The sequence below is a fragment of the Streptomyces sp. NPDC051219 genome (genome assembly GCF_040682335.1).
GTDB lineage: Bacteria > Actinomycetota > Actinomycetes > Streptomycetales > Streptomycetaceae > Streptomyces.
This window is the reverse complement of the sequence record NZ_JBFBAS010000005.1, coordinates 1-25671: the sequence shown is the minus strand read 5'-3', so window position 1 is coordinate 25671 and position 25671 is coordinate 1. Positions and strand designations below refer to the sequence as shown.

Genomic DNA, 25671 nt, shown 5'->3' with positions numbered 1-25671 from the left:
GAAGTACGGGAAGAGATGTCGGCACCGAACAAGTCGTACGACCCTGTTGAGGTCGAGGCACTGAAACCGGAAGAGATCGAGCGCATGCGGGACGAGGCGCTCGCCGCCTTCACCGCCGCGGGCGACCTCGACGCGCTCCGCGAGGCCAAGCCCGCCCACATGGGCGACCGCTCGCCGCTCGCGCTCGCCAACCGCGAGATCGGCGCCCTGCCGCCGCACGCCAAGGCGGACGCGGGCAAGCGTGTCGGCCAGGCCCGCGGCGCCGTGAACAAGGCGTTCGCGGCCCGGCAGGCGGAGCTCGAGGCCGAGCGCGACGAGCGTGTGCTGGTCGAGGAGGCGGTGGACGTCACGCTGCCGTACGACCGCACGCCCGCCGGCGCCCGCCACCCGCTGACGACACTGATGGACCGCATCGCGGACATCTTCGTCGCCATGGGGTACGAGGTCGCGGAAGGCCCCGAGGTCGAGGCGGAGTGGTTCAACTTCGACGCCCTCAACTTCACGCCCGACCACCCGGCACGCCAGATGCAGGACACCTTCTTCGTCCAGGGCCCCAAGGGGACCGAGGGCGACGAGTCCGGCGTCGTGCTGCGTACGCACACCTCTCCGGTCCAGGCCCGGTCCCTGCTCGACCGGGAGCCGCCCGTCTACGTCGTCTGCCCGGGGCGGGTCTACCGCACCGATGAGCTGGACGCGACGCACACCCCGGTCTTCCACCAGATCGAGCTGCTCGCCGTGGACGAGGGCCTGACCATGGCCGACCTCAAGGGCACCCTCGACCACATGGTCCAGGCGCTCTTCGGCAAGGACATGACCACACGGCTGCGCCCGAACTTCTTCCCGTTCACCGAGCCTTCCGCCGAGATGGACATGCAGTGCTACGTGTGCCGTGGTGAGTCGGTGGGCAACCCCGACCGCCCGTGCCGCACCTGCTCCAGCGAAGGCTGGATCGAGCTCGGCGGCTGCGGCATGGTCAATCCGAAGGTCCTCATCGCCTGCGGTGTGGACCCCGAGAAGTACAGCGGATTCGCCTTCGGGTTCGGCATCGAGCGGATGCTGATGTTCCGCCACAATGTCGAAGACATGCGAGACATGGTCGAGGGTGACGTCCGGTTCACCCGGCCGTTCGGGATGGAGATCTGATGCGGGTCCCGCTTTCCTGGCTGCGGGAGTACGTCGACCTGCCGGCCGGTGAGACCGGTCGCGACGTACAGGCCAAACTTGTCGACGCCGGTCTGGAGGTCGAGCGCGTCGAGCAGCTCGGCGCCGGCCTCAAGGGCCCCCTGGTCGTCGGCCAGGTGCTGACCATCGAGGAGCTGGAGGGCTTCAAGAAGCCGATCCGCTTCTGCACCGTCGACGTCGGCGCCGCAAACGGCACCGGCGAGCCGCAGGAGATCGTCTGCGGTGCCCGCAACTTCTCCGTCGGCGACAAGGTCGTCGTGGTGCTGCCCGGGGCGGTGCTGCCCGGCGACTTCGCCATCGCCGCGCGCCAGACGTACGGCAGGACCTCGCACGGCATGATCTGCTCCGGTGACGAGCTGGGCATGGGCGACTGGGGGTCCCCCCTGACGGAGTCCGGGGGAGGTTCGGGCGGCATCATCGTGCTGCCGCGGGAGTACGAGCCGGGCACCGACGCGATCGAGGTCCTGGAGCTGGTCGACGAGGTGCTCGACATCGCCGTCACCCCGGACCGCGGCTACTGCCTCTCCATGCGAGGGGTGGCCCGCGAGACCGCCACCGCGTACGGGCTGCCGTTGCGCGACCCGGCGCTGCTGGACGTTCCCGCGCCCAACTCGTACGGCTACCCGGTGAAGATCTCCGACCCGCAGGGCTGCGACCTCTTCACCGCGCGTACGGTCACGGGCCTCGAGCCCGAGGCACGCTCCCCTATGTGGCTGCGGCGGCGTCTGCAGAAGGCCGGGATGCGCCCGATCTCGCTCGCCGTCGACGTCACCAACTACGTGATGCTTGAACTCGGCCAGCCGCTGCACGCCTACGACCGGACCCGGATCGCCGGGGCGATCGGTGTGCGCAGAGCCGAGCAGGGGGAGAAGTTCACCACCCTGGACGGCACCAAGCGTGTGCTGGACGCCGGCGACCTGGTGATCACCGACGACCGCGGGCCGATCGGTCTCGCGGGTGTCATGGGCGGCGCCAACACCGAGATCGCCGACTCCGTCACGGACCCTGAGACCGGCCAGATCTACGGCACCACCGAGGTCGTCATCGAAGCCGCGCACTTCGACGCGCTGTCGATCTCGCGCACCGCCCGACGCCACAAGCTGTCCTCCGAGGCGTCCAAGCGCTTCGAGCGCGGAGTGGACCCGCAGGCCGCGGCTGCCGCCGCTCAGCGGACCGTCGACCTGCTGGTGCTGCTCGCGGGCGGCACCGCCGAGGCCGGCGTCACCGCGGTCGTGGCGCCGTCCGCGCCACGCACGATCGCCATGCGCGCGGACCACCCGGACCGCGTGGCCGGTGTCGACTACGGCCGCGAGACCGTCGTACGCCGCCTCCAGGAAGTGGGCTGCGACGTCTACGGTCAGGACGAGCTCGTCGTCACCGTGCCGTCCTGGCGTCCCGACCTCAACGAGCCGAACGACCTCGCCGAGGAGGTCATCCGGCTTGAGGGCTACTCCAACCTGCCGTCCACCCTCCCGACGCCGCCCTCCGGCCGCGGGCTCACCGAGCGGCAGCGGCTGCACCGGCGGATCGGCCGCGCGCTGGCCGGCGCCGGCTACGTCGAGGCGCTGAACTACCCGTTCATCGGCGAGCAGGTCTTCGACCAGCTGAACATCCGTGCGGACGACACCTGCCGCCGCGTGGTCAAGCTGGTCAACCCGCTCTCCGACGAGGAGCCCGCACTGCGCACCGCGCTGCTGCCGGGCCTCCTCGGCGCCCTGCGCCGCAACGACAGCCGCGGCAGCCACGACCTCGCCCTCTTCGAGACCGGCCTGGTCTTCCGGGCGGGTGAGGAGGCGGGCGTCGCGGTGCGGCTGCCGGTCGACCGCCGTCCGACCGACGAGGAGATCGCTACGCTCGACGCCGCTCTGCCGGAGCAGCCGCGGCACGCCGCGGTCGTGCTGGCCGGTGCGCGTGAGCAGGCCGGCTGGTGGGGCAACGGCCGTCCGGCCGAGTGGGCCGACGCCGTCGAAGCCGCCCGTACGCTCGCACGCGAGGCGAGTGCCGAACTGATCGTCCGGCAGGGGCAGTACGGACCGTGGCACCCGGGCCGCTGTGCCGAGCTGGCCGTCGTCATCGACGGGGAGGAGCAGCGCGTCGGCTTCGCCGGCGAGCTGCACCCGCGCGTTGTCAAGGCGCTGAGCCTGCCCGCGCGCACCAGCGCGATGGAGCTGGACCTGGACCGCCTGGAGCGGGCCGGTGCAGGCGTGGTCCAGGCGCCGCGGATCTCCACGTTCCCGGTGGCCACGCAGGACGTCGCTCTCGTCGTGTCCGGCGACGTGCCGGCCGCCGACGTGGAAGCCGCGCTGCGCGAGGGCGCCGGTGAACTGCTCGAATCGCTGCGGCTGTTCGACGTGTTCGCGGGTGAGCAGATCGGTGCGGGACGGAAGTCACTGGCGTACGCGCTGCGCTTCCGCGCGGCGGACCGCACGCTGACCGTCGAGGAGGCCTCGGCCGCCCGCGACGCGGCGGTGGCGTTGGCCGCCGAGCGCACCGGGGCGGCACTGCGCGGCGCTTGAGCAGGCGCGCCCGGCGGCGCGAAATGCCTGTTGAGGGGCGCATTCGGGAGACCGGATGCGCCCCTCTGGCGTGGGAGAACCCCCCACCTCACTCGTTTGAGTGAGAAATACAGACGATTCACCTGAGCGGGTACGAACGATCGACAGAATCGGTCCGGCCGCGGGGGCCGGGGGGGATCCGCCGAAGAGGACCGAGGGGGCCGACGGCATGATCCGTATCAGGGCGTGGCGCGCTCCTCGCGCGGGTGCGCCGTGGCTGCGCCGGACGTTCATCCTCGCCTGGGCCGCCGCAGTCGTCACCTGGGAGCTGACCTGCCCCCCGGCCCTGCACGAACGGCTGCTGCCCAGGGTCGTTACCTGCGTGGCCTTCTTGCTGGTCGCCACTGCGGTCGCGCTGTGCACACGGCACTGTCTGCTGGGGGAGTTGCGGCGCACCCAGGAGATTGCCGGCGCGGTACAGCGGGTCCTGCTGCGTCCGCCGCCGGCCCGGCTCGAAGGGCTGGCCGTCGCCGCGGGCCAGCTCTCCGCGAGCCGTGGCGCGGCGGTCGGCGGGGACCTGTACGAGGCCGTAGCCACTCCGCACGGCGTCCGGATCGTCATCGGAGACGTCCGCGGGCACGGGCTCGGCGCGCTGAGTGCGGTCGCCGCCGTGCTCGGCAGTTTCCGCGAAGCCGCGTACGACGAGCCGGAACTGCCGGGGGTGCTGCGCCGGATGGAACGGGGCCTGCACCGGCATCTGCGGGAGCGGGCCCGGGCAGAGCATCCCTCGGCCGGCGGTGCGGAGCCGGACAGTCCGGTGTCCGAGGAGTTCGTGACCGTACTACTGCTGGAGGTCGGTCCGGACGGCGGGGTCCTGGCCCTGAACTGCGGACACCCATGGCCGTACCGGCTGCGGGGGAGTGCCGAAGTGCTGATCGGTGCCGACCCGTTGCCGCCACTGGGCGCTTTCCCGCTGCCGGACGAGGTTCCCGTACAGCTGCGCACGCGGCTGCTGCCCGGCGAGGTGCTGTTCCTGCACACCGACGGCGCCGAGGATGCCCGCAACCGCGCGGGGGAGTACTTCCCGTTGCGCGGCGCGCTGGCCGAGGCCGCTCTCGGCCCGGTATCGCCCGCGGGCCTGGTCGCAGACATGCACGCCGCGCTGTTGCGTCACACCGGAGGGCGGCTCGCCGACGATGTCGCCCTGCTGGTCCTGCGCAACGACCGCCGCCTGGTGCCCGCGCAGCCGGGTGGGCTTGCAGTGCGCCGGGCACCGACTCCCCATGGAGCCTGAACAGCGACGGCCTGACGGGCGCCGCCTGTCCTGCCGCGGAGTGTCGGGCAGACAGCAGGACAGACGACGCAGAAGCGGGCCGCCGCACTGTACGAGGGGGAGCCGGCGGCCCGGCCACCTCTTTCGAGGCGTTTCAGTCAACCGATCCACGCCCCGGCGCGGGAGAGCGCACGGCGCACTTATGCGGGCATTGAGTTCACACCCCGTGCGAATCACACTCCACTACGCTGTGGCCACCGAGCCACCGGAGGGGCCCATGCAGCCCAACACCCTGCTCGACGCCCTGCTCGACGAGGCCGGCGTCTCGCGGGCCGGCCTCGCTGCCCATGTGAACCAGGCGGGCAGGGCGAGGGGACTCGCGCTGCGCTACGAGCACACGGCCGTCGCCCGCTGGATCAAGGGCCAGCGACCCCGCGGCCAGGTACCGGACCTCATCTGCGAGGTGCTCGCGGCGCGGTTGCACCGCACCGTGACCCTCGACGACATCGGCCTCGGCGTGCCGGGGGTCGCGGCCGAGCCGCACGGCTCACCGCTGAACGGGTTCGTGGACCGGGCCACAGCTCTCTGGCGTTCGGACGAGCAGCAACGCCCGCACGTCCTCGGCGCCCCCGCCGTCACCGGGACGCCCGCGGTGATGCCCGTATGGGAGTGGGAGAACCCGCCGGAGGACGTGGACGTCTCCCGGTCCGGGCAGACGCATGTGCGCATGGCCGACATCGAGATGCTGCGTGCGGCCCGGGCGCACTACGAGCTGATGTACCGGAGAGCCGGCGGCATAGCGACGCGCTCGCGCATTGTCGGCTTCCTCAACGCGGAGACCGCGCCACTGCTGCGCGGCAGTTACACCGACCGGATGGGCCGTCAACTGCACCGGGCGACGGGCGGGCTGGTGGCGGTGGCCGGCATCTGCGCGTACGACTCGGACGCCCACGGGCTGGCGCAGCGCTACTTCCACCAGGCGCTGCGGCTGGCCAAGGCGAGCGGCGACCGGGGCCTCGGCGCGTACGTCATCGCCCTGCTGGTCAACCAGTCGCTGTTCATGCGCGAGTACCGGCAGGCGGTGGCCTTCGCCGAGGCGGCGCTGCGGACGGCCGGGCAGCAGATCACCCCGGCGCTGGCCTCCGACCTCTCCGCGATGCAGGCCAAGGCGTATGCCCATCTCGGTGACGGCGGCAGCGCGTTGGCCTGCATTCGCAACGCGGAGGCCGCGGCGGAGCGGATCCGGCGCGGCCACGAGCCGGACGAGACGGGCTACGTGCAGCCTGGCCTGGTCAACGTCCAGGTCGCGGAGGCCCTGCTGAGCCTCGGAGACCTGCCGGCCGCTCGCGAGCACGCGACGGCGGCCGTGGACTCCCCGGCACACGAGCGGGGGCGGGTCCACCGGCTCGCCATGCTGTCCCACATCGAGCTGCGACAGGGCGAGGCCGACCGCGCGGTACGGACCGCGGCCGAAATGGCCGAGCGGGCCAGGGGGATGGAGTCGCAGCGGCTTCGGGACCGGTTGCGTGCGGTGCGCGGGCAACTGGTCGCCAGTGGCTGTGCCGGGGCGGAGGAGACGGCCGAACTGATCGACGGGGCGTTGCGCGTTCCCCTCTGAGCCCGGTCCTGCTGCGATGTTGCCATCTACTTGCCGGAAGGTGGCAGAACTATGCAGTGGACGAACCTGAGCGAACAAACTGTGTACAAGAACCGCTGGTTCAGGGTCAATCTCGCGGACGTCGAACTTCCCGACGGCCGCCACCTGGACCACTTCCTCATCCGGCTGCGCCCCGTCGCCGTGGCAACAGCCGTCAACGACGCCAATGAGGTACTGCTGCTCTGGCGGCACCGGTTCATCACCGACAGCTGGGGCTGGGAGCTCGCTGCCGGTGTCGTGGAGGACGGCGAGGACATCGAGTCCGCGGCCGCCCGTGAGATGGAGGAGGAGACCGGCTGGCGCCCGGGGCCGCTCCACCACCTCATGACCGTCGAGCCGTCGAACGGACTCACCGACGCCCGCCACCATCTCTTCTGGTCGCAGGAGGCGACGTACATCGGCCACCCGGAGGACGACTTCGAGTCGTCCCGCCGTGAATGGGTCCCGCTCAAGCTGGTCCCGGACATGGTCGCCCGCGGCGAGATACCGGCCGCCAACATGGCGGCCGGCCTGCTGCTCCTGCACCATATGCGGCTGGGCTAGACGCCCTCGTCCGGATCGTGCCGGACCCGCCAGGCGGGTTGATCCGGCCCGATCCGGCGTGACCCGGAAGACGTTTCCCGGCGCCCGGGCGCCCGCGGCCGGGTGGGCTCAGGAGTACGGGTAGAAGCCGGAGCCCGTCTTCCGGCCCAGCCGTCCCGCGTCGACCATCCGCTGCAGCAGCGGCGGGGCGGCGTACAGCGGCTCCTTGAACTCCGCGTACATCGAGTCGGCGACCGAGGCGACCGTGTCCAGGCCGATCAGGTCGGCGAGTTTCAGCGGCCCCATCGGGTGGGCGCAGCCGAGTTCCATGCCGTTGTCGATGTCCTCGCGGCTCGCGATGCCCGACTCGAACATGCGGATCGCCGAGAGCAGATACGGGATCAGCAGGGCGTTGACCACGAATCCCGAGCGGTCCTGGGCGCGGATCGCGTGCTTTCCCAGCACGTTCTGCACCAGGATCTCGGAACGCTTGATCGTCTCCTCGCCGGTGGTCAGGGCGGGGATCAGCTCGACCAGCTTCTGCACCGGGGCCGGGTTGAAGAAGTGGATGCCGATGACCTGGTCGGGACGCGAGGTCGCGACCGCCAGCTTCACCAGCGGGATCGAGGAGGTGTTGGAGGCGAGGATCGCGTCCTGCCGGGTCACCACCTGATCGAGGACCTGGAAGATCTCGGTCTTGACCTGCTCGCTCTCGACCACCGCCTCGATCACGAGGTCGCGGTCGGCGAACTCCCCGAGGTCGGTGGTGAAGCTGAGGCGGGCGAGCGTCGCGTCGCGCTCCTCATCGGTGATCTTGCCGCGTTCGGCGGCCTTGGAGAGGGAGTTGTGCAGCCGGGTACGGCCGATCTCCAGGGCCTCGCCCGTGGTCTCGGCGACCTTGACGTCCAGGCCGCTACGCGCGCACACCTCCGCGATGCCCGCGCCCATCTGGCCGCAGCCCACTACTCCGACGCGTTCGATGTCGGTCACATCGTGCCTTTCGCTGTCATCCGGCGGGTCCCCCGTGTGATTCCGGCGCCCGCCTCGGCCCTTGACGTTACTCCGCGCCTGCGGGGGGTCGGAGGGCCGGGGCGGGCATGCTGTCCGCAGAGGAATCGTCGTGACTGTACGAACAGGGAGCAACACATGCAGCAATCCCGGTACCCCGGGCGAAGGGGACTGATCATGGCCGCCGCCGGCGCCTTGTCCTGTTTGATGACTGCGTCGGACACGGTCGCCGCACGGCCCCGGCGGGCGGCGACGCCACCCCCGTTCCGCGCGATGTGGCTGGCCTGCATCGGCAACCGGGACTGGCCGTCCCGCCCCGGCCTCGCCGCCGAGCAGCAGCGGGCCGAACTGCTCTCTCACCTGGACACGGCGGTCGCCCGGCGGCTGAACGCCGTGATCCTCCAGGTGCGGCCCTCGGCCGACGCGCTGTGGCCCTCCCCGTACGAGCCCTGGGCGGAATGCCTCACCGGCCGGCAGGGTGTGGGCCCCGGCTGGGACCCCCTCGGTACGGCGGTGACTGAGGCGCACCGACGCGGTCTCGAACTGCACGCCTGGTTCAACCCGTACCGGATCGCGAACCACGGCGACCTCTCACGGCTGGCCGACCGGCATCCCGCCCGGATCAACGCGGGCTGGGCCGTCCCGTACGGCGGCAAGCTCTTCTACAATCCGGGGCTGCCTGAGGTCAGGCGCTTCGTCCAGAACGCGATGCTCGACGCCGTCCGGCGTTACGAGATCGACGCGGTCCACTGGGACGACTACTTCTATCCGTATCCGGTCGCGGGCCAGACCTTCGACGACGACCTCGCGTACGCGCGGCACGGCGCCAACTTCCCCGACCGGGCCGCGTGGCGCCGCCACAACACCGACCTGCTGGTCTCCGAGACATCGGCCCGCATCAAGAGCGTGCGCCCGGGCGTCCGCTTCGGCATCAGCCCCTTCGGAGTCTGGCGGAACGCCTCGACCGATCCCAGGGGCTCGGACACCGCCAGTCTCCAGACGTACGACGCGCTGTACGCCGACACCCGCAAGTGGGTCAAGGAGGGCTGGATCGACTACGTCGTGCCCCAGCTCTACTGGCACATCGGCAACCCCGCAGCCGACTACGCCAAGCTGCTGCCGTGGTGGTCCCGGACCGTGCGCGGCACAGGTGTCAGCCTCTACATCGGCGAGGCCCTGTACAAGGCCGGTGACCCTGACCAGCCGTCCGCCTGGCAGGACCCGGCAGAACTCTCGCGCCACCTCACGCTCGGCACGCGCTACCCGGAGGTCGGGGGCCACTCCTTCTTCTCGGCGAAGGAGGTCGCGGCGGACCGGAACGGGGCCATGGCCAGGGTCGTCGCCGACCACTACCCGGCCCCGGCCGGCCCGCCGCGCTGAGCTACTCGCCGAAACCTGCAGCCTTGTGGTGGTCCACGACCGAGTCGGGCCCGGGAGACATGATCGACTCGTGGCCGTTCTCGGCACGGACCTTGAACGGCGGGGTGCCGTTGGGTCCCAGCACTTCGACGATTTCCACGACGCGGTCGTGCTGTCCCACGACCCTGCCGTGCATCACCAGCTTGTCGCCCTTTTCCGCATGCATCGAGACGTCCTCCCTGTGCGTAATCGGCCGTCAGCACGAGTGTAGGTCTGTCTGCGTGATCTGCATCACGTCAGCCGCGGGCTCGCTGCGTGACGGCGATGCAGACGAGTACGGCGACGGCGGCCACCGGTGCGGCCGGGGACAGGGATTCGCCCAGCAGCAGCACCGACCAGAGCAGGGTCAGCAGCGGCTGGGCGAGCTGAAGCTGACTGGCCCGGGCCACGCCGATCTCGGCCATGCCCCGGTACCAGACGTAGAGACCGAAGAACGTCGACCCGGCGGCCACCCACACCAGCCCCACAACACCGTGCACCGAGAGCCGCACCGGCTCGAACGACAGGGCGGCCGCCGCGCCGGCCAGCGCGATCGGCAGGCAGAGAATCAGTGCCCACCCGATGACCTGCCAGCCGGGCATCGCCCGGGCCAGCCGGCCGCCCTCGGTGTATCCCGCGGCGCAGACCAGCAGCGCGCCGAACAGGTACAGATCGCCGACCGACAGTGCGCCGCCGCTCTCCTGGAGGGTGAAGGCGATGACGACGCCCGCCCCGGCCACGGCGGCAGTCCAGAAGGTACGGGAAGGGCGTGCCCCGGTGCGCACCGCCGAGAAGGCGGCTGTCGTGAGCGGCAGCAGACCGACGACCACGGCCGCGTGCGAGGTGGTGGAGGTCTGCAGCGCGAGGGTGGTCAGCAGTGGGAAGCCCGCGACCACTCCACCGCCGACGACCGCGAGGCCGGCCCAGTGCCGGCGGTCGGGCACCGGGACGCGCAGCACGAGCAGGAAACTGAACCGCTACTCACCTGGTGGAAAGCTGCCGTCGAGTCGAGCCCTCGTGGAGCGCTACCGGGTGAGCCCCGTGACCGTTTCCCGGGCCCTCGCCCAGCTCGCCGCCGAGGGTCTGGTCGTCACCCGCCCAGGCTCCGGGGCCTTCCGGGCGCAGCCCCGTACGGACGTCACCGCCATCGGAGACACCTCCTGGCAGGAGGTCACCCTCAGCGCCGAAGCGGCCGACGAGCTGGTGCCGCGTTCGGTCGACGCGAACGGGGTGCTGGTCACTCTCGCAGCCCCGCCCACCGGAGTGATCGAGTTCAACGGCGGCTACCTGCATCCGTCGCTGCAGCCCGAGCGTGCGATGGCCGCCGCCCTCGCCCGGGCGGGCCGGCGGCCCGGCGCCTGGGGGCGACCGCCGGTCGACGGCCTTCCCGAGCTGCGGGCATGGTTCGCCCGCGAGATCGGCGGCACCGTCACCGCCGCCGAGGTGCTGGTCACGGCGGGCGGCCAGAGTGCGCTGACCACCGCACTGCGTGCGCTCGCCCCGCCCGGCGCGCCCGTGCTGGTCGAGTCCCCGACGTACCCCGGAATGCTGGCGATCGCCCGCGCCTCGGGTCTGCGGCCCGTACCGGTCCCCGCCGACGCCGACGGTGTACGCACGGAACTGCTGGAAGCCGCCTTCCGGGCCACCGGCGCCCGGCTCTTCGTCTGTCAGCCGCTCTTCCAGAACCCGACGGGGGCCGCGCTCGCCGCGGACCGCCGCGACGAGGTGGTGCGGATAGCCCGCGCGGCCGGCGCCTTCGTCATCGAGGACGACTTCGCGCGCCGGCTGGCCCACGAGGACGCGGGTCCGCTGCCCCGGCCCCTGGCCGCCGACGACTCCGACGGAGTCGTCGTCCACGTCTGCTCGCTCACCAAGTCCACCTCCCCGAGCCTGCGCGTCGGGGCGCTGGCGGCTCGCGGCCCGGTGCTGGAGCGGCTGCGCTCCATCCAGGTCGTCGACAGCTTCTTCGTCCCCCGCCCGCTGCAGGAGGCCGCCCTCGAACTCGTGGGATCGCCCGCCTGGAGCCGCCATCTGCGTACCGTCGCCGCGGAGCTGAAGAACCGACGCGACGCGCTTGCCGCCGCGCTGCGGCGCGGGACGCCGGCGCTCGCCCTGCCGCGTGTACCGTCCGGCGGCCACCATCTGTGGGTGCGCCTCCCCGACGGCGCCGACGAGGCGGCCCTCGTCGCGGGGGCGCTCCGGGCCGGAGTCGCCGTCGCCCCCGGCCGGCCGTACTTCAGCGCGGAACCGCCGGCCGGCCACCTGCGGCTCAGCTTCGCGGGAGTGGCCGGGCCGGCGGAAATCACCGAGGGGGTGCGCCGACTGCAAATCGCTTGTACGGAAATCCTGCGGCCGGGAAGCTTCCCCTCATGAGCGACGCCCTGACGAACGACGCCCCGGATCCCGCCTACGAAATCTCGACCGACCCCGACCGGCTGGACACCGATCTCGTCCACCACTGGCTGTCCACCGACGCGTACTGGGCACTCGGGCGGTCCCGTAGCACGCAGGACGCCGCGGTGGCCGCCTCGGTGAACTTCGGGCTCTACGACACCACTTCGGGGGCGCAACTGGCATACGCGCGTGTCGTCACCGATCACGCCGTCTTCGCCTGGCTCTGCGACGTGTACGTCGCCCCGGCCGCCCGCGGCAGAGGTCTCGGTACCGCCCTCGTCACCGAGGTCAGGGACCATTTCGCCCCCGTGGGGCTGCGCCGCATGCTGCTCGCCACGGACGACGCGCACGGCGTCTACGAGAAGATCGGTTTCCAGCGGATCGACGATCCCGAGAAGTGGATGGCTCTGAGTCTCCTGTGACTCCTGATTCCATCTTGACCTGCGGTGCTGTCCGGCCCCACGATCGCCGCATGCATGTTCGGGTCACGCTGATCGCCGCAGCCCGCAGCGCCGCGCTGCTGGCCGAGCGATTCGACGACGACCGGCCGCTCGACCAGGCCGGCTGGCACGAAGTGCAGCTCGCCGCGCAGGGGCTGATCCCGCTCGGAGCGGCGGAGCTGCGGTACTGCTCGCCCACCCCGCGCAGCCGCGCCACCGGCCAGGCGCTCGGTTTCGCGCCCATGGCCCAGCCCGCGCTTCGCGAGTGCGACATGGGCCGCTGGCGTGGCCGCACCCTGGGCGAGGTCACGGCTCAGGAGCCGGAGGCGGTCGACGCCTGGCTGGCCGATCCCCGGTCGGCGCCGCACGGCGGTGAGTCCCTGCTGTCCTTCATCTCCCGGATAGGTGGCTGGCTGGACACCCGGCCGGCCGACGACGGCGGCGCGATCGTAGCCGTCGCCGAGCCGTCGGTCGTCCGGGCCGCGCTGGTGTACGCGCTGAAGGCACCGCCGTCGACGTACTGGAACGTCGATGTCCGCCCGCTGTCGACGGTCACCCTGGCGGGGTGGGCGGGACGCTGGAGCCTGCGACTGGAGTCGGCGGTTCTCTGAAGCGTCTCCTGCCGAGCCCGCGCGCGGCGTCGGCCGTTGCCGGCACGAGGCGGCCGGACGGCGAAGCGGCCGGACGGCGAGGCGACCGGACGGGGGGCGGTCGGACGGCGAGTGGTCAGGCCCCGACGGAGCCGTCGATCGCCTCGCGGAGGAAGTCCGCGTGGCCGTTGTGCCGGGCGTACTCATGCATCAGGTGAAGCATCACCAGGCGGAGCGACACCTGCTCGCCCGTCTTGGCGTGGCGGCCGGTCACGTCGAGCGACTCCGCGGCCGCCTCGATCCGCCGCGCGTGTGCGACCTCCGTCTGCCAGGCGTCGAACGCCTCCGACCGCGTCGCCGTGCTCGCGTCGTACGCCACTTGGAAGTCGCCCTCGTCCGACCATACGAGGGGTATGTCCTCCCCGTTGATCACTCGGCGGAACCACGCCCGCTCAACTTCGGCCATGTGCCGTACCAGCCCGAGGAGGGACAGGGCCGAGGGCGGCATCGACCGACGGCGCAAATCCTCGTCGGAGAGGCCCTCGGCCTTCATGGCCAGCGTCGCGCGGTGGTAGTCGAGGAAGGCGCGCAGCATCTCGCGTTCTTCCGCGACCATGGGCGGACCGATCCGTTCGACGCTCACAACTGATCCCTTTCGACGGCGACCGGGGACGGCGATTGCCTCGGCGGCGGCGCGGGGCCAGGGTAGTAGATCATCGACAGGGAAGACGGAGGGCTGAGCGCATCAGCCGACGGGACCGGCCATCCCGCGCCGGGCCGGGCTACGACCGGCGGCGCGGTTTGCCGCGCTTGCCGGCTTTGGCGCCGCCCGAGCCGCTCCGGGGACTCTTGCCCGTCGACTTGCCGACTGCGGGCTTCCGCCGTGCGTCGCCTGTGTCGGGGCGCTTGCGCTTCGGCTGTGCCGGGGTCGGGCGACCCCGCGAACTGTTGACGGTCCGCCCGCGGACGATCCCGATGAAGTCCTCCACCAGGTCGGTGGTCTTGTCCTCCGGCCACGACAGGGCGACGCGCGAGTCGGGGGCGTCCGAGACCGGCCGATACGTGAGGTCCTTGCGGTGGTGCAGGCGGGCGAGTGACTGCGGGACGACGAGCAGTCCCACTCCGGCCGCCACCAGTTCGACGGCGTCCGCCGTCGTGGCGGGCCGCTCGTTCGCGGGCCGTCCCGGCAGGCGCTCCCATTCGAGGGTGTCGTCGAGGGGGTGCAGCACGATGTCGTCGGCGAGATCTTCGGCGGACACCTCGTCGACCGCCGCCACGACGTGGTCTTTCGGGACCACGACCACCGTTGTCTCGGTGTAGAGGGGGATCGCGCTGAGGTCCGTCCGGTCGATCGGCAGCCGCACGAACCCCGCGTCGACGCCGCCGGCGCGCAACACGTCGGAGGCTTCGGCGGCGGACACCGCGACGAGGGTCAGTGGAACGTCGGGCAGCCGCTCGTTCCAGATCCGCACCCACTTGGTCGGCGTCACGCCCGGGACATACGCGAGCCGGAACGAAGGGAGTACTTCCGAGCCTGTCACCCCGCCAGGTTACCGGTCCGTGGTCGGAGGTAGCGCACACGCTCGATACTCTTGAGACCATGACGTCGCACCAGACCGCCCAGACCATGAAGCCCGCAACCGCGGCGAAGAAACTGGGTGTGTACCTCGAGGCCACCCCCGCCGAGTTCCAGGAGGGTGTCGTCTCGCGCACCGAGTTGAGTGCGCTGCAGGCCGATCCGCCCGAGTGGCTGCTGGAACTGCGGCGCAACGGCCCGCATCCCCGGCCGGTGGTCGCGGCGAAGCTGGGTATCTCCATCGCGGGTCTGGCGCGTGGCGGAGTCACTGACCCCCTCACCACGGAGCAGATCGACGCGCTGAAGAAGGACCGTCCCGAGTGGCTGGAACGGGAACGCTCCACCCAGGCCGAGGTCCGGAAAGAAGCGGTGCGGATCAAGGAGAAGAACGCGGAGCGAGGCGATCAGCCCCGCCGGCCGCGTTCCTGACTTCTGCGCAGTGGCTCACGCGCGGTCTCAGTGGCTCAGGCCGGCCGGCTCATCCCGTACGGAATACGCCCGCGAGGTGGGCGGCCAGTTCCTGCGCGCCCGTAGGCGGATGGATGTGTGCGGCGTCCCCCGCGACGAAGACGCGGCCGCCGCCGTACCGGTCGACCAGCCGGTGACTGATCCGGAACACCGAGGACCAGCGCATGGCGGACGCTGTGGTCGGCTGCGGCGCCAGCCGGTCCAGGACCGCCTGGATGTGGGGGAGCGAGGCGTTCGGGCCGCCCTCCAGGCCATGCGTCACCAGGTCTTTGTCCCGGTCAGTGCCCTCGCTCTGCCGCGCCGCCGAGAGTTCGGGCGGCACCAGCATCGACATCCGGTACCGGCGCCGACCGGGCAGCGGGATACACACCAGCAGGTCGTCGACGACGCCATCAGCACCGCGGTGCGTGGCGCGTACGCCGTACCCGTGCGGCAGGTCCCAGTCGACCTCCACATCGGCGAGCATGTACTCCTCGGGGAAGGCGCCTCCTTCGAAGGTGAGCCCGAGTGCCTTCCTGACGACGCTGTGCGCGCCGTCGCAGCCGACCAGGAACCGGGAGCGGACCTCCTCCTCCCCGGAGGGGGTGACCGCCCTGGCCGTCGCCGCACCAGTGGACGCGAAGGGACAGGGGGGCAGGGCCCCCGCCCGCAACCACTTTCTCGCCGGCTTCCGTCCGCAGGTCACCGGCTCACCGGGTCACCGGGTGGGGGGACAAGGCGAGCGGTTCGTCACCCCACCTGAGCCAACTGGAGGTGTACCGCCGCGGTGGTGCGCGCGGTATCGCCGGTGGCGAGCAGGTCCAGCAGCGCTCCCCGCAGGGCTGCGAGGACGAGGGTGCGCTGCGCGAGCCCGGCCTCGGTATCGCGCGTTTCGGTGGCCTGGCCGGCGGCGAGCAGCGCCAGCCAGTCGCCGACCGCATCGCGGGCGAAGCCGGCCCACGGCCCGTCCGGGTCGACGAGGGAGCGGGCGTAGCTTTCGACCCACAGAGTCAGCAGGCCGCGGTGGGCGTCGTCGGACAGCCACCGCCACAGTTCACGGGCGGCCGATTGCAGCCCCTCGGGTCCATCCTGCGAGCCGGCGATCCGCTCGATGGCGGCCAGCTCGTCGGCTCTGGCCCGTGCGAGCAGGGCGCGGATCAGACCGTCCTTGCTGCCGAACAGGTAGAGCAGCACGCGCGGGCTCGACCGGATCTCTTCGGCGAGCGGGCGCAGGGACAGTTCGGCGAGGCCGCCGCGCAGGGCATAGGCATAGGCAGCTTCCAGCAGCTCCTGCCGCCGCGGGGACGGGTTTGTATCGGGTCGGGGCACCGGGATAGTCTACTGAAACAGTCGTTTCAGTTGCGTGGGAGTGAGGGCGCCTGATGGCGCAATGTGATGTGGTCATCCGGCCGCTGGACCGGCCCGGGGACCTGGGCTGGGTGGTGATGGCGCACGGCGAGCTCTACGACCGCGAGTTCGGCTGGGACACCAGCTTTGAGGTCCTCGTCGCCCGGATCGTCGCCGACTACGCCGAGGAGAAGGACCCCGGACCGCGGGCGGCATGGATCGCCGAGGCCGACGGCGTGCGGGCCGGCTGTGTCTTCTGCGTACGCGAGGACGACCGGACCGCGAAGCTGCGCCTGCTGCTCGTCGATCCCGCGGCGCGCGGCCTGGGCCTGGGAGCCCGACTTGTCGAGGAGTGCCTCGGGTTCGCACGGGAGGCCGGGTACGAGGCGATCACCCTGTGGACCAACGATGTGCTCGGCTCGGCCCGGCGTATCTACCAGAAGCAGGGCTTCGAGCTCGTCGCCGAGGAGCCCCATCACAGCTTCGGGCACGACCTCGTCGGCCAGACCTGGCAGCGCAGCCTCTAGCCGACACCGACGGGCCGACGGCCGCCATGGGCCGGCACCGCGCTGACGGCCTTCCGCACTTCCCGGCGCTGGTGGAGCGCGGGGTGCCGGTGAAGACGACCGGCTTCGGCCGGGGCGAACTCGATGTCGCCGACCCGACCGCCCTCATGGTCGCGTCCGACCTGCGCTCGACGCGGGCCCGGCGTCCCTACGCCGACTCCGACCGCGGCCTCGTCGTGGATGCGGCCGGAGAGCGCGTGGATGCCGTGCTGTACGACAAGGTGGCGAGCGTCGCAGCGCCGACGGCAGGCCGGGCGCCCGTCTGGACCTGTCGGACTGCGCAGGCGGGGCGGTCGGCATAAGGCTGGAGGGCAAGCGGCCGGACCGCAGACCCGGTGCGTCGCGCCCAACCGTCGAGCCGCGGGGGCCATGGCCGGCCAACGGGATTTCCCGCCTCGCGGCGTGCTCGGCCGGCCGCGCCCAGCCATCGGCGATGAGCCGGCCCACCAGGCGATCCGAGCGCACCGGCCGGCCCATCGCCGGGCACTGTCGCCGACTTCACGGCTTCCCCGGCGCCTGCTGTGCCGGACTCCCTCGGCCAGGTGGACGCCATGACCGGCGGCCTCTCCCATGTCCCATCCTCCAGAAGGAGCGTGATCAGCGTCGCCCGGAACCGCCGTCTTATCCTGAGCTCGCCGTCCGAGGTCTGGCGTCTGCTGTCCGACGGCCACCGCTACGGGGAGTGGGTGACGGGAACCCGGCAGGTCCTCACCACGGACCCGCACTGGCCAGAAGTAGGCGCCCGCCTGAAAGTCCGAGTCGGCGCCGGCCCCTTGACCCTCGACGACACTTGCGTCGTCCGCATCTGCGAACCGCAACATCGCCTGGAACTGGAAGCGAAGGCAGATCCCTTCGGCGCAGCCCGCATCCATGAACTTGATGCCCTGGGGGGAAACACCCTCTTCACCCTCGACTGGCACCCCCTCCGCGGCCCCGGCACCCGGATGCACGGCCTCCCCGTGGATTACGTCGTCGCGGTCCGCAACGGCATGATGCTGACGAAGCTGGCCAAGATCGCGGTGCGCGAGCATGTCGAAGGCGCTTGAGGCGCTTACAGAACACCCGGGGCGGATCACTGCTGGTCCAAGTTCGTCCGGGTCGACCGGCCGTCCGCCGCCACGCCGTCAGCCGCTTGCGGACGATGTAACCCATGGAGAGTGCACACGGGCGCCGGGCGTCAGGGGAGAAATCCTCACGACGTCTACGCGGATGTGCTCGGACTGCAACACCGGCTCCGGCCCCTCACAGAGGCACTACGACCGCCCGTGCGAGGCTTTGCATAAACGTGCGGCGATACGTATAGTCATGCCATCGACGAGGAGGGTTCGATGACGGTACGTGCAGCAGTGGCAGGCGCGAGCGGGTATGCGGGCGGAGAGTTGCTTCGCCTGCTCCTGGCCCACCACGCGGTCGAGATCGGCGCCCTGACCGGCAACTCCAACGCAGGTCAGAAGCTCGGCGCCTTGCAGCCCCACCTGCTGCCGCTGGCCGACCGCGTGCTCGAGCCGACCACCGCCGAGGTGCTGGCCGGTCACGATGTCGTGTTCCTCGCGCTGCCGCACGGCCAGTCCGCGTCCCTCGCGGAGCAGCTCGGCGACGAGGTGCTCGTCGTCGACATGGGCGCCGACTTCCGTCTGGAGGACGCGGCTGACTGGGAGCAGTTCTACGGCTCCGCGCACGCCGGTACCTGGCCCTACGGGCTCCCCGAACTTCCGGGCGGCCGCGCGGCGCTGGAGGGGTCCAAGCGCATCGCCGTGCCCGGTTGCTACCCGACCGCCGTCTCGCTCGCGCTCTTCCCGGCGTACGCCGCCGGGCTCGCCGAGCCCGAGGCGGTGATCGTCGCCGCCACGGGCACCTCCGGCGCGGGCAAGGCGCTCAAGCCGCATCTGCTCGGCTCCGAGGTGATGGGCTCGATGAGCCCGTACGGCGTCGGCGGCGGCCACCGGCACACCCCCGAGATGATCCAGAACCTGAGCGCGGCGGCCGGGGAGCCGGTCTCCGTCTCCTTCACCCCGACGCTCGCCCCGATGGCGCGCGGCATCCTCGCCACGTGCAGCGTGAAAGCGAAGCCGGGCGTGACCGCAGAATCCGTACGCATCGCGTACGAGAAGGCGCTCCAGGACGAACCGTTCGTCCACCTGCTCCCCGAGGGGCAGTGGCCCGCGACCGCGTCCGTCTACGGCTCCAACGCCGTACACATCCAGGTCGCCCACGACGCATCGGCCGGCCGCGTCATCGCGATCAGCGCCATCGACAACCTCACCAAGGGCACCGCGGGCGGCGCGGTGCAGAGCATGAACATCGCCCTCGGACTTCCCGAGGACCAAGGACTTTCCACGATCGGAGTGGCACCGTGAGCGTCACGGCAGCACAGGGATTCACGGCGGCCGGCATCGCCGCCGGGATCAAGGAGAGCGGCAACCCGGACCTGGCCCTCGTGGTCAACAACGGGCCCCGTCTGGCCGCCGCGGGCGTCTTCACCTCCAACCGCGTCAAGGCGGCACCGGTCCTCTGGTCCGAGCAGGTCGTCAAGGGCGGCACGGTCGGCGCCGTCGTCCTCAACTCAGGTGGCGCCAACGCCTGTACGGGTCCCAAGGGCTTCCAGGACACGCATGCCACCGCAGAGAAGGCCGCTCAGGTGCTGGAAGGCCACAGTGCCGGCGAGGTGGCGGTCGCCTCCACGGGGCTCATCGGCGTCAACCTGCCGATGGACAAGCTGCTGCCCGGCATCGAGAAGGCCGCCGCCGAGCTCTCCCCGCACGGCGGCGAGAAGGCCGCCATCGCGATCAAGACGACGGACACCGTGCACAAGACCGCCGTGGCCGGCCGGGACGGCTGGACCGTCGGCGGCATGGCCAAGGGCGCCGGCATGCTGGCCCCCGGCCTGGCCACCATGCTCGTCGTGCTGACCACCGACGCCGATCTGGGCGCCGAGACCCTGGACCGGACGCTGCGCGACGCCACCCGCACGACCTTCGACCGGGTCGACTCCGACGGCTGTATGTCCACCAACGACACCGTGCTGCTGCTCGCCTCCGGTGCCTCCGGCGTGACACCGGAGTACGCCGACTTCGCCGAAGCCGTCACCGCGGTGTGCGATGACCTCGCCCGCCAGCTCATCGGGGACGCGGAGGGCGCGAGCAAGGACATCCGCATCGAGGTCGTCAACGCGGCCACCGAGGACGACGCGGTCGAGGTCGGGCGGTCCATCGCCCGGAACAACCTCCTCAAGTGCGCCATCCACGGCGAGGATCCCAACTGGGGCCGGGTGCTCTCCGCGATCGGCACGACCAAGGCCGAGTTCGATCCCGACCAGCTCAATGTCGCGATCAACGGCATCTGGGTCTGCAAGAACGGTTCGGTGGGCGAGGACCGGGACCTGGTCGACATGCGTTACCGCGAGGTGAAGATCACCGCCGACCTGTGCGCCGGCAGCGAGTCCGCCGTGATCTGGGCCAACGACCTGACCGCTGACTACGTCCACGAGAACAGCGCGTACAGCTCATGAGCGCGCGCAAGCACACCGCACTGCCGAAGGCGCAGATCCTCATCGAGGCGCTGCCCTGGCTGACCCGCCACAACGGCAAGACCGTCGTCATCAAGTTCGGCGGAAACGCCATGATCGACGAGGACCTCAAGGCGGCCTTCGCCCAGGACGTCGTCTTCCTGCGCCACGCCGGCCTCAAGCCGGTCGTCGTGCACGGCGGCGGCCCGCAGATCAGCGCCCAGCTCGACAAGCACGGGCTGGTCAGCGAGTTCAAGGCCGGGCTGCGGGTGACCACCCCTGAGGCGATGGACGTCGTACGGATGGTCCTGGCCGGCCAGGTCCAGCGCGAGCTCGTCGGGCTGCTCAACCAGCACGGCCCGCTCGCGGTCGGCATGACCGGCGAGGACGCGCACACGATCACCGCGACCCAGCACCGGCCCGAGATCGACGGCGAACTCGTCGACATCGGCCGGGTCGGCGAGATCACCGCGATCGACACCGGTGCCATCGAGGCGCTGCTGGAGGACGGCCGGATTCCCGTCATCTCCTCGATCGCCCGCAGCGCCGACGACGGTCACGTCTACAACGTCAACGCCGACACCGCCGCTGCCGCGCTGGCCGCCGCGCTGAACGCCGAGACGCTCATGGTCCTCACCGACGTGGAGGGCCTGTACGCGGACTGGCCCAGCAGCGACGAGGTGATCAGCCAGCTCACCGCGACCGAACTGGAGAAGCTGCTGCCCGAGCTGTCCAGCGGCATGGTGCCCAAGATGGAGGGCTGCCTGCACGCCGTTCGCAACGGGGTGCACACCGCCCGCGTGATCGACGGCCGGGTCCAGCACTCCATCCTGCTGGAGATCTTCACCGACGAGGGCATCGGGACGATGGTCGTGCCCGACGGACCGGGACACCGACCCGGACACGGACACGGCCACGGACAGGGACAGGGACAGGGGGAATCATGACCAACCAGGAGCTCAGCCTGCGCTGGCAGGGCGTGATGACGGACAACTACGGCACGCCGAAGCTGTCCCTCGTGCGCGGTGAGGGCGCCAAGGTATGGGACGCCGACGGCACCGAGTACACCGACTTCGTCGGCGGCATCGCCGTGAACGCGCTCGGCCACGCCCATCCGGCCGTCGTCCAGGCCGTATCGGCGCAGATCGCCTCGCTCGGCCACATCTCCAATCTGTACGTCGCCGAGCCGCCCGTGGCCCTCGCCGAACGGCTGATCCACCTCTCGGGCCGGCCGGGCCGGGTCTTCTTCTGCAATTCGGGCGCGGAGGCCGTCGAAGCCGCCTTCAAGATCGGCCGGCTCACCGGCCGCAGCCACATGGTGTCCACGCAGGGCGGTTTCCACGGCCGGACGATGGGCGCGCTCGCCCTCACCGGACAGTCCCAGAAGCAGCAGCCCTTCCTGCCGCTGCCCGGTGAGGTCACCCATGTCGCGTACGGAGACGTCCAGGCCCTGCGCGCCGCGGTCACCGAGGACACCGCGCTGCTGATCATCGAGCCCATCCAGGGGGAGAACGGCGTCGTCGTCCCGCCGAAGGGCTATCTGCAGGCCGCCCGGGAGATCACGAGGGCCACCGGCACGCTGCTCGTCCTCGACGAGGTGCAGACCGGCATCGGCCGGACCGGCCACTGGTTCGGGTACCAGGCCCACGAAGGTGCCGAGCCCGACATCGTCACCCTCGCCAAGGGCCTGGGCGGCGGGCTGCCGATCGGCGCGACCGTCGTCTTCGGCCCGGCCGCCGAGTGGCTGCGGCCCGGCCAGCACGGTACGACGTTCGGCGGGAACCCGGTCGCCTGCGCCGCCGGACTGGCCGTACTCGACACCCTCGCGGCGGACGGAATCCTCGACCAGGTCAAGCGGACCGGCGAGAAACTCCGCACGGGGATCGAGAGCGTCGGCGGCAGGAACGGACACCCTCTGGTCTCCCACGTCCGTGGTGCGGGACTGCTCCTGGGTATCGTGCTCACCGAGTCCCTCGCGCCGCAGGTGCAGCAGGCGGCTCAGGACGCCGGCTTTCTGGTGAACGCGCCCGCCCCCGATGTCGTACGGCTGATGCCCCCGCTGATCATCGGCGACGACGAGGTGGACGCGTTCCTCCGGGTGCTGCCCGGCGTTCTCGGCACTGCATACGGGGACGGACGATCCGGAGAATGAGACGACGATGACCGAGGCGCAGGACAACGAGCACGGCGGTCAGGCCGTACCGCAGACCCGCACCGCCCGCCACCGCCGGATCGTGGACATCCTGAACCGGCAACCGGTGCGTTCCCAGAGCCAGTTGGCGAAGCTGCTCGCCGACGACGGGCTGAGTGTCACTCAGGCGACGCTCTCCAGGGACCTGGACGAGCTGGGCGCGGTGAAAATCCGCAACACCGGCGGCGAGCTGATCTACGCGGTGCCGAGCGAGGGCGGATTCCGCACCCCTCAGGCGCCGTTGGGCGAGTCGGCCAAGGAGGAGCGGATGCGGCGCCTCTCCGGCGAACTGCTGATCTCCGCCGAGGCCTCGGCCAACCTTGTGGTGCTGCGCACTCCGCCAGGAGCCGCCCAGTTCCTGGCCTCCGCCATCGACCAGGCCGAACTGCACGCCGTACTGGGCACGATCGCCGGTGACGACACCCTGATGCTGATCAGTCGCGATCCGGCGGGGGGCCAGGCGCTCGCCGACCATCTGCTGCGCCTCGCGCAGAAGACGCCTCCCAGCACGTCCTAGTAGCGGGTGATCGCGGTCGGGCCCGAACTGGTCCCGACCGCGATGTGCGGGCGGAGCTCCGGATCCGCCCAGCGCAGGACGGCCTTCATCGCCCACTCCGGCACTGACACGCAACCGGCCGTCGCGTCACGGCCGTTGACGTGCAGAAAGATGCCGGCACCCCGGCCGCGTACCGGCTCGGCGTAGTTGAAGCCGATGACCAACCCGTGCGCGTACTGGGCCCCGTACGCGATCATGTGCTCCGACTCGTCGGCCGCGCAGTCGGCAGGCAGCGGCTCCACCCACCGGTTGTACTGCCGCGAGGCGTTGTCCTGGCACCACCAGGACTGCTCCGTCACCCGGCGGTAGGAGAACTCGGTCCCGAGCGGACGCGGCTCGATCCCGAACGCGAACGGCAGGTCGTAGAGACCTGTCGGCGTGGTGTTGGTGCCCTGCTTGCGTGCCTCTCCCTCGACCAGGCCGTTGGCCCCGAACCTCGCTTCCGAGGAACCGGCGACGACCCATGTGCCGGCCCGCCGGTCCCACCAGGTCAGGCGGCCGGTGGTCGAGCCGGCCTCTGGGGCCACGGCCGTGATGAGCTGCCGGCCGCCGCCGGTGTCGGCCATCCGGTCGGGCAGCGGCGCGTCGCGTACCGGCGCGACGGCGGCCGTGGCCGCGACGACGAACAGGACCGAACAGAGAAGGGCGATCTTGCGCATACGGGCGACCGTACGCGCGGGGGCCGCCGGCGGCAGCGTGCCTGGGCCGTCCGGCCCAACGCCGGGACCGGACTCAGGGAGCCGGCGGCAGCGGCAGCGGAAGTCCCGGGAGGCCGTCCATGCTGGTGGCGATGTCCGGCTTCTGCTCGAAGTACGCGCTGAGGGACGCGTCGTCCTCACGTGAGAAGCGCTGCGCGTGCAGCTCGCGCTCGTCCTCGTACGTCATGAAGGGGACGGCGAATCCGCAGCTGTCCCTGATGAGATCGGCCCGTACGACGATGATGGCGCGCAACCCGTGCGGCCTGGTGTCGATGTCCGGGAAGTGCGCCAGCAGTTCCTTCCAGCGCGGGTCGGCACGGAAGACGGGCTCGCCGCGGCCGTGTACCCGGACGACCGTCGGCGGGCCCTGGAACGCGCACCACATGAGGGTGATGCGGCCGTTCTCCCTCAGGTGGGCGATGGTCTCGTTGTGGCTGCCCGCGAAGTCGAGGTAGGCCACGGTGCGATCGTCGATGACGGCGAACGAGCCCGTCAGTCCCTTGGGGGAGAGGTTCACGGTGCCGTCGCCGGAGAGCGGCGCGGTCGCGGTGAAGAAGATGTGCTGTTCCTCGATGAAGGTGCGCAGCCGGCCGTCTATCCGTTCATAGAGCTTTCCCATGCCACGGATTATCGACGAACGGGACGGCGTGTCGCCGGTGCTTGTCAGCAGGCGACCCCCGCCTGCCGCCGCAGCCGTTCCAGTGCGTGTCACCCGATTTCTCTCAGGATGCCCCGGCCTTCGGGCCGGGGAGGAATGGGTCCTTGGAGCGGAGCCGCGAAGCGGCGGAGTTCCCTCCGTATCTGTCGTGACTTGCACTTTCGGCTGTTGATGCTCCTATTGGCTGTCAAGCGGCGATTAGCCAGTCGCGGTAGGCGCTGGCGAGGGTGTCGTCACGGCGGGTGCCGCGTTCGATGCAGGAGATGACTGCGGGCCAGACGTTGAAGTGGTGGGCGGCGGCGGTGAGGGTGATGTTTTTGGCCTGGCGCGCGGGTCGCAGGTCGGCGATGGCGGGGACGGCCACCGCTGTGGTGAGGCAGCGGAGGACTTCCCGGGAGATGGCGCGTTTGAGGAGTCGGATGATCTCTTTCTTGGTCCGTCCGGCTTCGGTCTGCCGGACCACGTAGTCGCGGGTGCGGTCGTCGCTGGACATGCGCACGAGCGCGATCCGGTAGAGGGCGGCGTTGGCCGCGCGGTCGCCGCCCCGGGAGAGACGGTGGCGGTCGGCAGCCGGACAGAACAACCGGAGGACAGCCCAGCAGGGCGTCAGTCAGTGGTGGAGCCACGACCACCGGAACCCACTTACGAGTATCAATGTCAGTGGTGACGGTTAGGTTGTTCGTGTGAAGGTCGTGGTGCAGGTGAAGCTGCTGCCGTCGCCCGAGGCTGCGGCGGCTTTGGCTGCGACCCTGCCCGCGTGCAACCGGGCGGCCGATGCGGTGTCCGTGGTGGCGTACGAGAGGGGCATCACGTCCCGCAACGAGTTGCAAGGGCTGGTCTACGCCCGTGTCAAGGCGGAGTTCGGGCTCGCTGCCCAGCCTGCTGTACGGGTGGTGAAGAAGGTCGTTGACGCCTACACCGCATTGCGTGCGAACATCCGGGCGGGGAATCTGGGTCCGGCCACCTCGAGGCGGCGCAGGCGTGCGGAGTCGAAGCCGATCGTCTTCCGCTCGGATGCGGCCCAGCCGTATGACGACCGGATTCTGTCGTGGCAGCACGGTCAGCATCTGGACCGTGGCCGGGCGGATCAAGAACGTCCGGTACACCGGGCATCCGGGCCGGTTGGCGATGCTTGCGAAGTACCGCAAGGGCGAGTCGGATCTCGTGC

At 71.0% G+C, this 25671-nt stretch carries 26 protein-coding genes and 3 pseudogenes; 19 read left to right on the top strand and 10 right to left on the bottom strand.

All coding sequences use genetic code 11. The features are described 5' to 3' along the window. Positions 1-15: 15 nt before the first annotated feature. From pheS to AB0M62_RS08385, 5 genes are all read left to right on the top strand, one after another. Positions 16-1143 carry a phenylalanine--tRNA ligase subunit alpha gene (gene pheS / locus AB0M62_RS08405; RefSeq protein ID WP_366073338.1) on the top strand — a complete coding sequence of 376 codons (1128 nt, stop codon included), beginning with the start codon at positions 16-18 and terminating at the stop codon, positions 1141-1143. After that, entirely contained in the window at positions 1143-3698 is a 2556-nt protein-coding gene (gene pheT / locus AB0M62_RS08400) for a phenylalanine--tRNA ligase subunit beta (RefSeq protein ID WP_366073337.1), read from the top strand. The genes pheS and pheT overlap by 1 nt, the downstream gene beginning before the upstream one ends. Before the next feature lie 208 nt (positions 3699-3906). Further along, the gene (locus tag AB0M62_RS08395; RefSeq protein WP_366073336.1) at positions 3907-4971 is read left to right on the top strand and encodes a PP2C family protein-serine/threonine phosphatase; all 1065 of its coding nucleotides are present in this window, start codon (positions 3907-3909) and stop codon (positions 4969-4971) included. A 256-nt stretch (positions 4972-5227) separates the two neighbouring features. After that, positions 5228-6568: a transcriptional regulator gene (locus AB0M62_RS08390; protein ID WP_366073335.1), complete on the top strand. Its 1341-nt coding sequence runs from the start codon at positions 5228-5230 to the stop codon at positions 6566-6568. A gap of 51 nt (positions 6569-6619) precedes the next feature. Then, positions 6620-7150, top strand: coding sequence for an NUDIX hydrolase (locus tag AB0M62_RS08385; protein WP_366073334.1), 531 nt, complete (start codon positions 6620-6622; stop codon positions 7148-7150). 108 nt (positions 7151-7258) lie between these two features. Here the strand turns inward: AB0M62_RS08385 and AB0M62_RS08380 are convergent, their stop codons facing one another. Continuing rightward, a complete protein-coding gene (locus tag AB0M62_RS08380) occupies positions 7259-8119 on the bottom strand; it encodes a 3-hydroxybutyryl-CoA dehydrogenase (protein WP_366073333.1) in 861 nt (286 codons plus the stop codon). 225 nt (positions 8120-8344) lie between these two features. Between AB0M62_RS08380 and AB0M62_RS08375 the strand changes: the two genes are divergently transcribed. After that, positions 8345-9517, top strand: a complete 1173-nt coding sequence (locus AB0M62_RS08375) for a family 10 glycosylhydrolase (protein ID WP_366073332.1) — start codon at positions 8345-8347, stop codon at positions 9515-9517. Between the two features lies 1 nt (position 9518). Here AB0M62_RS08375 and AB0M62_RS08370 read toward each other — a convergent pair whose 3' ends face one another. Together AB0M62_RS08370 and AB0M62_RS08365 are read right to left on the bottom strand one after the other, a co-directional pair. Then, positions 9519-9722 (bottom strand): DUF1918 domain-containing protein, encoded by a 204-nt coding sequence (locus AB0M62_RS08370; protein ID WP_366073331.1) that lies wholly within the window; start codon positions 9720-9722, stop codon positions 9519-9521. Positions 9723-9792: 70 nt separating this feature from the next. Beyond that, positions 9793-10500 carry a DMT family transporter gene (locus AB0M62_RS08365; RefSeq protein WP_366073538.1) on the bottom strand — a complete coding sequence of 236 codons (708 nt, stop codon included), beginning with the start codon at positions 10498-10500 and terminating at the stop codon, positions 9793-9795. A 4-nt stretch (positions 10501-10504) separates the two neighbouring features. Between AB0M62_RS08365 and AB0M62_RS08360 the strand changes: the two genes are divergently transcribed. From AB0M62_RS08360 to AB0M62_RS08350, 3 genes are read left to right on the top strand one after another with little or no spacing between them, the layout of a single operon-like run. Further along, on the top strand, positions 10505-11908 hold the full coding sequence (locus AB0M62_RS08360) for a PLP-dependent aminotransferase family protein (RefSeq protein ID WP_366073537.1): 1404 nt from the start codon (positions 10505-10507) through the stop codon (positions 11906-11908). Further along, positions 11905-12351 (top strand): GNAT family N-acetyltransferase, encoded by a 447-nt coding sequence (locus AB0M62_RS08355; RefSeq protein WP_366073330.1) that lies wholly within the window; start codon positions 11905-11907, stop codon positions 12349-12351. Before AB0M62_RS08360 ends, AB0M62_RS08355 begins: the two co-directional genes overlap by 4 nt. 50 nt (positions 12352-12401) lie before the next feature. Then, complete coding sequence (locus AB0M62_RS08350; RefSeq protein ID WP_366073329.1) at positions 12402-12980, top strand: histidine phosphatase family protein; 579 nt, start codon at positions 12402-12404, stop codon at positions 12978-12980. A gap of 115 nt (positions 12981-13095) precedes the next feature. Here AB0M62_RS08350 and AB0M62_RS08345 read toward each other — a convergent pair whose 3' ends face one another. Next, on the bottom strand, positions 13096-13602 hold the full coding sequence (locus AB0M62_RS08345; RefSeq protein ID WP_366073328.1) for a DinB family protein: 507 nt from the start codon (positions 13600-13602) through the stop codon (positions 13096-13098). A 139-nt stretch (positions 13603-13741) separates the two neighbouring features. Continuing rightward, positions 13742-14500, bottom strand: a complete 759-nt coding sequence (locus AB0M62_RS08340) for a LysR substrate-binding domain-containing protein (RefSeq protein WP_366073327.1) — start codon at positions 14498-14500, stop codon at positions 13742-13744. A 59-nt stretch (positions 14501-14559) separates the two neighbouring features. Here AB0M62_RS08340 and AB0M62_RS08335 point away from each other — a divergent pair, with 59 nt between their 5' ends. After that, the gene (locus AB0M62_RS08335; protein WP_366073326.1) at positions 14560-14964 is read left to right on the top strand and encodes a DUF5997 family protein; all 405 of its coding nucleotides are present in this window, start codon (positions 14560-14562) and stop codon (positions 14962-14964) included. A gap of 91 nt (positions 14965-15055) precedes the next feature. Here AB0M62_RS08335 and AB0M62_RS08330 read toward each other — a convergent pair. Both AB0M62_RS08330 and AB0M62_RS08325 read right to left on the bottom strand, forming a co-directional pair. Next, positions 15056-15604, bottom strand: a pseudogene (locus tag AB0M62_RS08330) (FAD-dependent monooxygenase); the annotation flags it as partial. Positions 15605-15732: 128 nt separating this feature from the next. Then, the gene (locus AB0M62_RS08325; RefSeq protein ID WP_366073325.1) at positions 15733-16311 is read right to left on the bottom strand and encodes a TetR/AcrR family transcriptional regulator; all 579 of its coding nucleotides are present in this window, start codon (positions 16309-16311) and stop codon (positions 15733-15735) included. 53 nt (positions 16312-16364) lie between these two features. On the opposite strand from AB0M62_RS08325, the gene AB0M62_RS08320 reads away from it, so the two are divergent. From AB0M62_RS08320 to AB0M62_RS08285, 8 genes are all read left to right on the top strand, one after another. Continuing rightward, positions 16365-16856 carry a GNAT family N-acetyltransferase gene (locus AB0M62_RS08320; protein ID WP_366073324.1) on the top strand — a complete coding sequence of 164 codons (492 nt, stop codon included), beginning with the start codon at positions 16365-16367 and terminating at the stop codon, positions 16854-16856. Positions 16857-16939: 83 nt separating this feature from the next. Continuing rightward, entirely contained in the window at positions 16940-17197 is a 258-nt protein-coding gene (locus AB0M62_RS08315; RefSeq protein ID WP_366073323.1) for a hypothetical protein, read from the top strand. 291 nt (positions 17198-17488) lie between these two features. Next, complete coding sequence (locus tag AB0M62_RS08310; RefSeq protein WP_366073322.1) at positions 17489-17941, top strand: SRPBCC family protein; 453 nt, start codon at positions 17489-17491, stop codon at positions 17939-17941. A gap of 282 nt (positions 17942-18223) precedes the next feature. Next, on the top strand, positions 18224-19252 hold the full coding sequence (gene argC / locus AB0M62_RS08305; RefSeq protein ID WP_366073321.1) for an N-acetyl-gamma-glutamyl-phosphate reductase: 1029 nt from the start codon (positions 18224-18226) through the stop codon (positions 19250-19252). Further along, on the top strand, positions 19249-20403 hold the full coding sequence (argJ, locus tag AB0M62_RS08300) for a bifunctional glutamate N-acetyltransferase/amino-acid acetyltransferase ArgJ (RefSeq protein ID WP_366073320.1): 1155 nt from the start codon (positions 19249-19251) through the stop codon (positions 20401-20403). Before argC ends, argJ begins: the two co-directional genes overlap by 4 nt. Further along, entirely contained in the window at positions 20400-21347 is a 948-nt protein-coding gene (argB, locus tag AB0M62_RS08295) for an acetylglutamate kinase (protein WP_366073319.1), read from the top strand. The genes argJ and argB overlap by 4 nt, the downstream gene beginning before the upstream one ends. Beyond that, entirely contained in the window at positions 21344-22552 is a 1209-nt protein-coding gene (locus tag AB0M62_RS08290; RefSeq protein WP_366073318.1) for an acetylornithine transaminase, read from the top strand. The genes argB and AB0M62_RS08290 overlap by 4 nt, the downstream gene beginning before the upstream one ends. A gap of 7 nt (positions 22553-22559) precedes the next feature. Continuing rightward, complete coding sequence (locus tag AB0M62_RS08285; RefSeq protein WP_366073317.1) at positions 22560-23108, top strand: arginine repressor; 549 nt, start codon at positions 22560-22562, stop codon at positions 23106-23108. Here the strand turns inward: AB0M62_RS08285 and AB0M62_RS08280 are convergent. The 3 genes and pseudogenes from AB0M62_RS08280 to AB0M62_RS08270 all read right to left on the bottom strand — a co-directional run. After that, positions 23105-23806: a L,D-transpeptidase family protein gene (locus tag AB0M62_RS08280; RefSeq protein WP_366073316.1), complete on the bottom strand. Its 702-nt coding sequence runs from the start codon at positions 23804-23806 to the stop codon at positions 23105-23107. The genes AB0M62_RS08285 and AB0M62_RS08280 overlap by 4 nt on opposite strands. A gap of 73 nt (positions 23807-23879) precedes the next feature. Then, positions 23880-24464, bottom strand: a complete 585-nt coding sequence (locus AB0M62_RS08275; protein ID WP_366073315.1) for a pyridoxamine 5'-phosphate oxidase family protein — start codon at positions 24462-24464, stop codon at positions 23880-23882. Between the two features lie 424 nt (positions 24465-24888). Further along, a pseudogene (locus tag AB0M62_RS08270) lies at positions 24889-25068 on the bottom strand (IS110 family transposase); the annotation flags it as partial. Between the two features lie 118 nt (positions 25069-25186). Between AB0M62_RS08270 and AB0M62_RS08265 the strand changes: the two are divergent. After that, positions 25187-25671: pseudogene (locus tag AB0M62_RS08265) on the top strand (hypothetical protein); the annotation flags it as partial.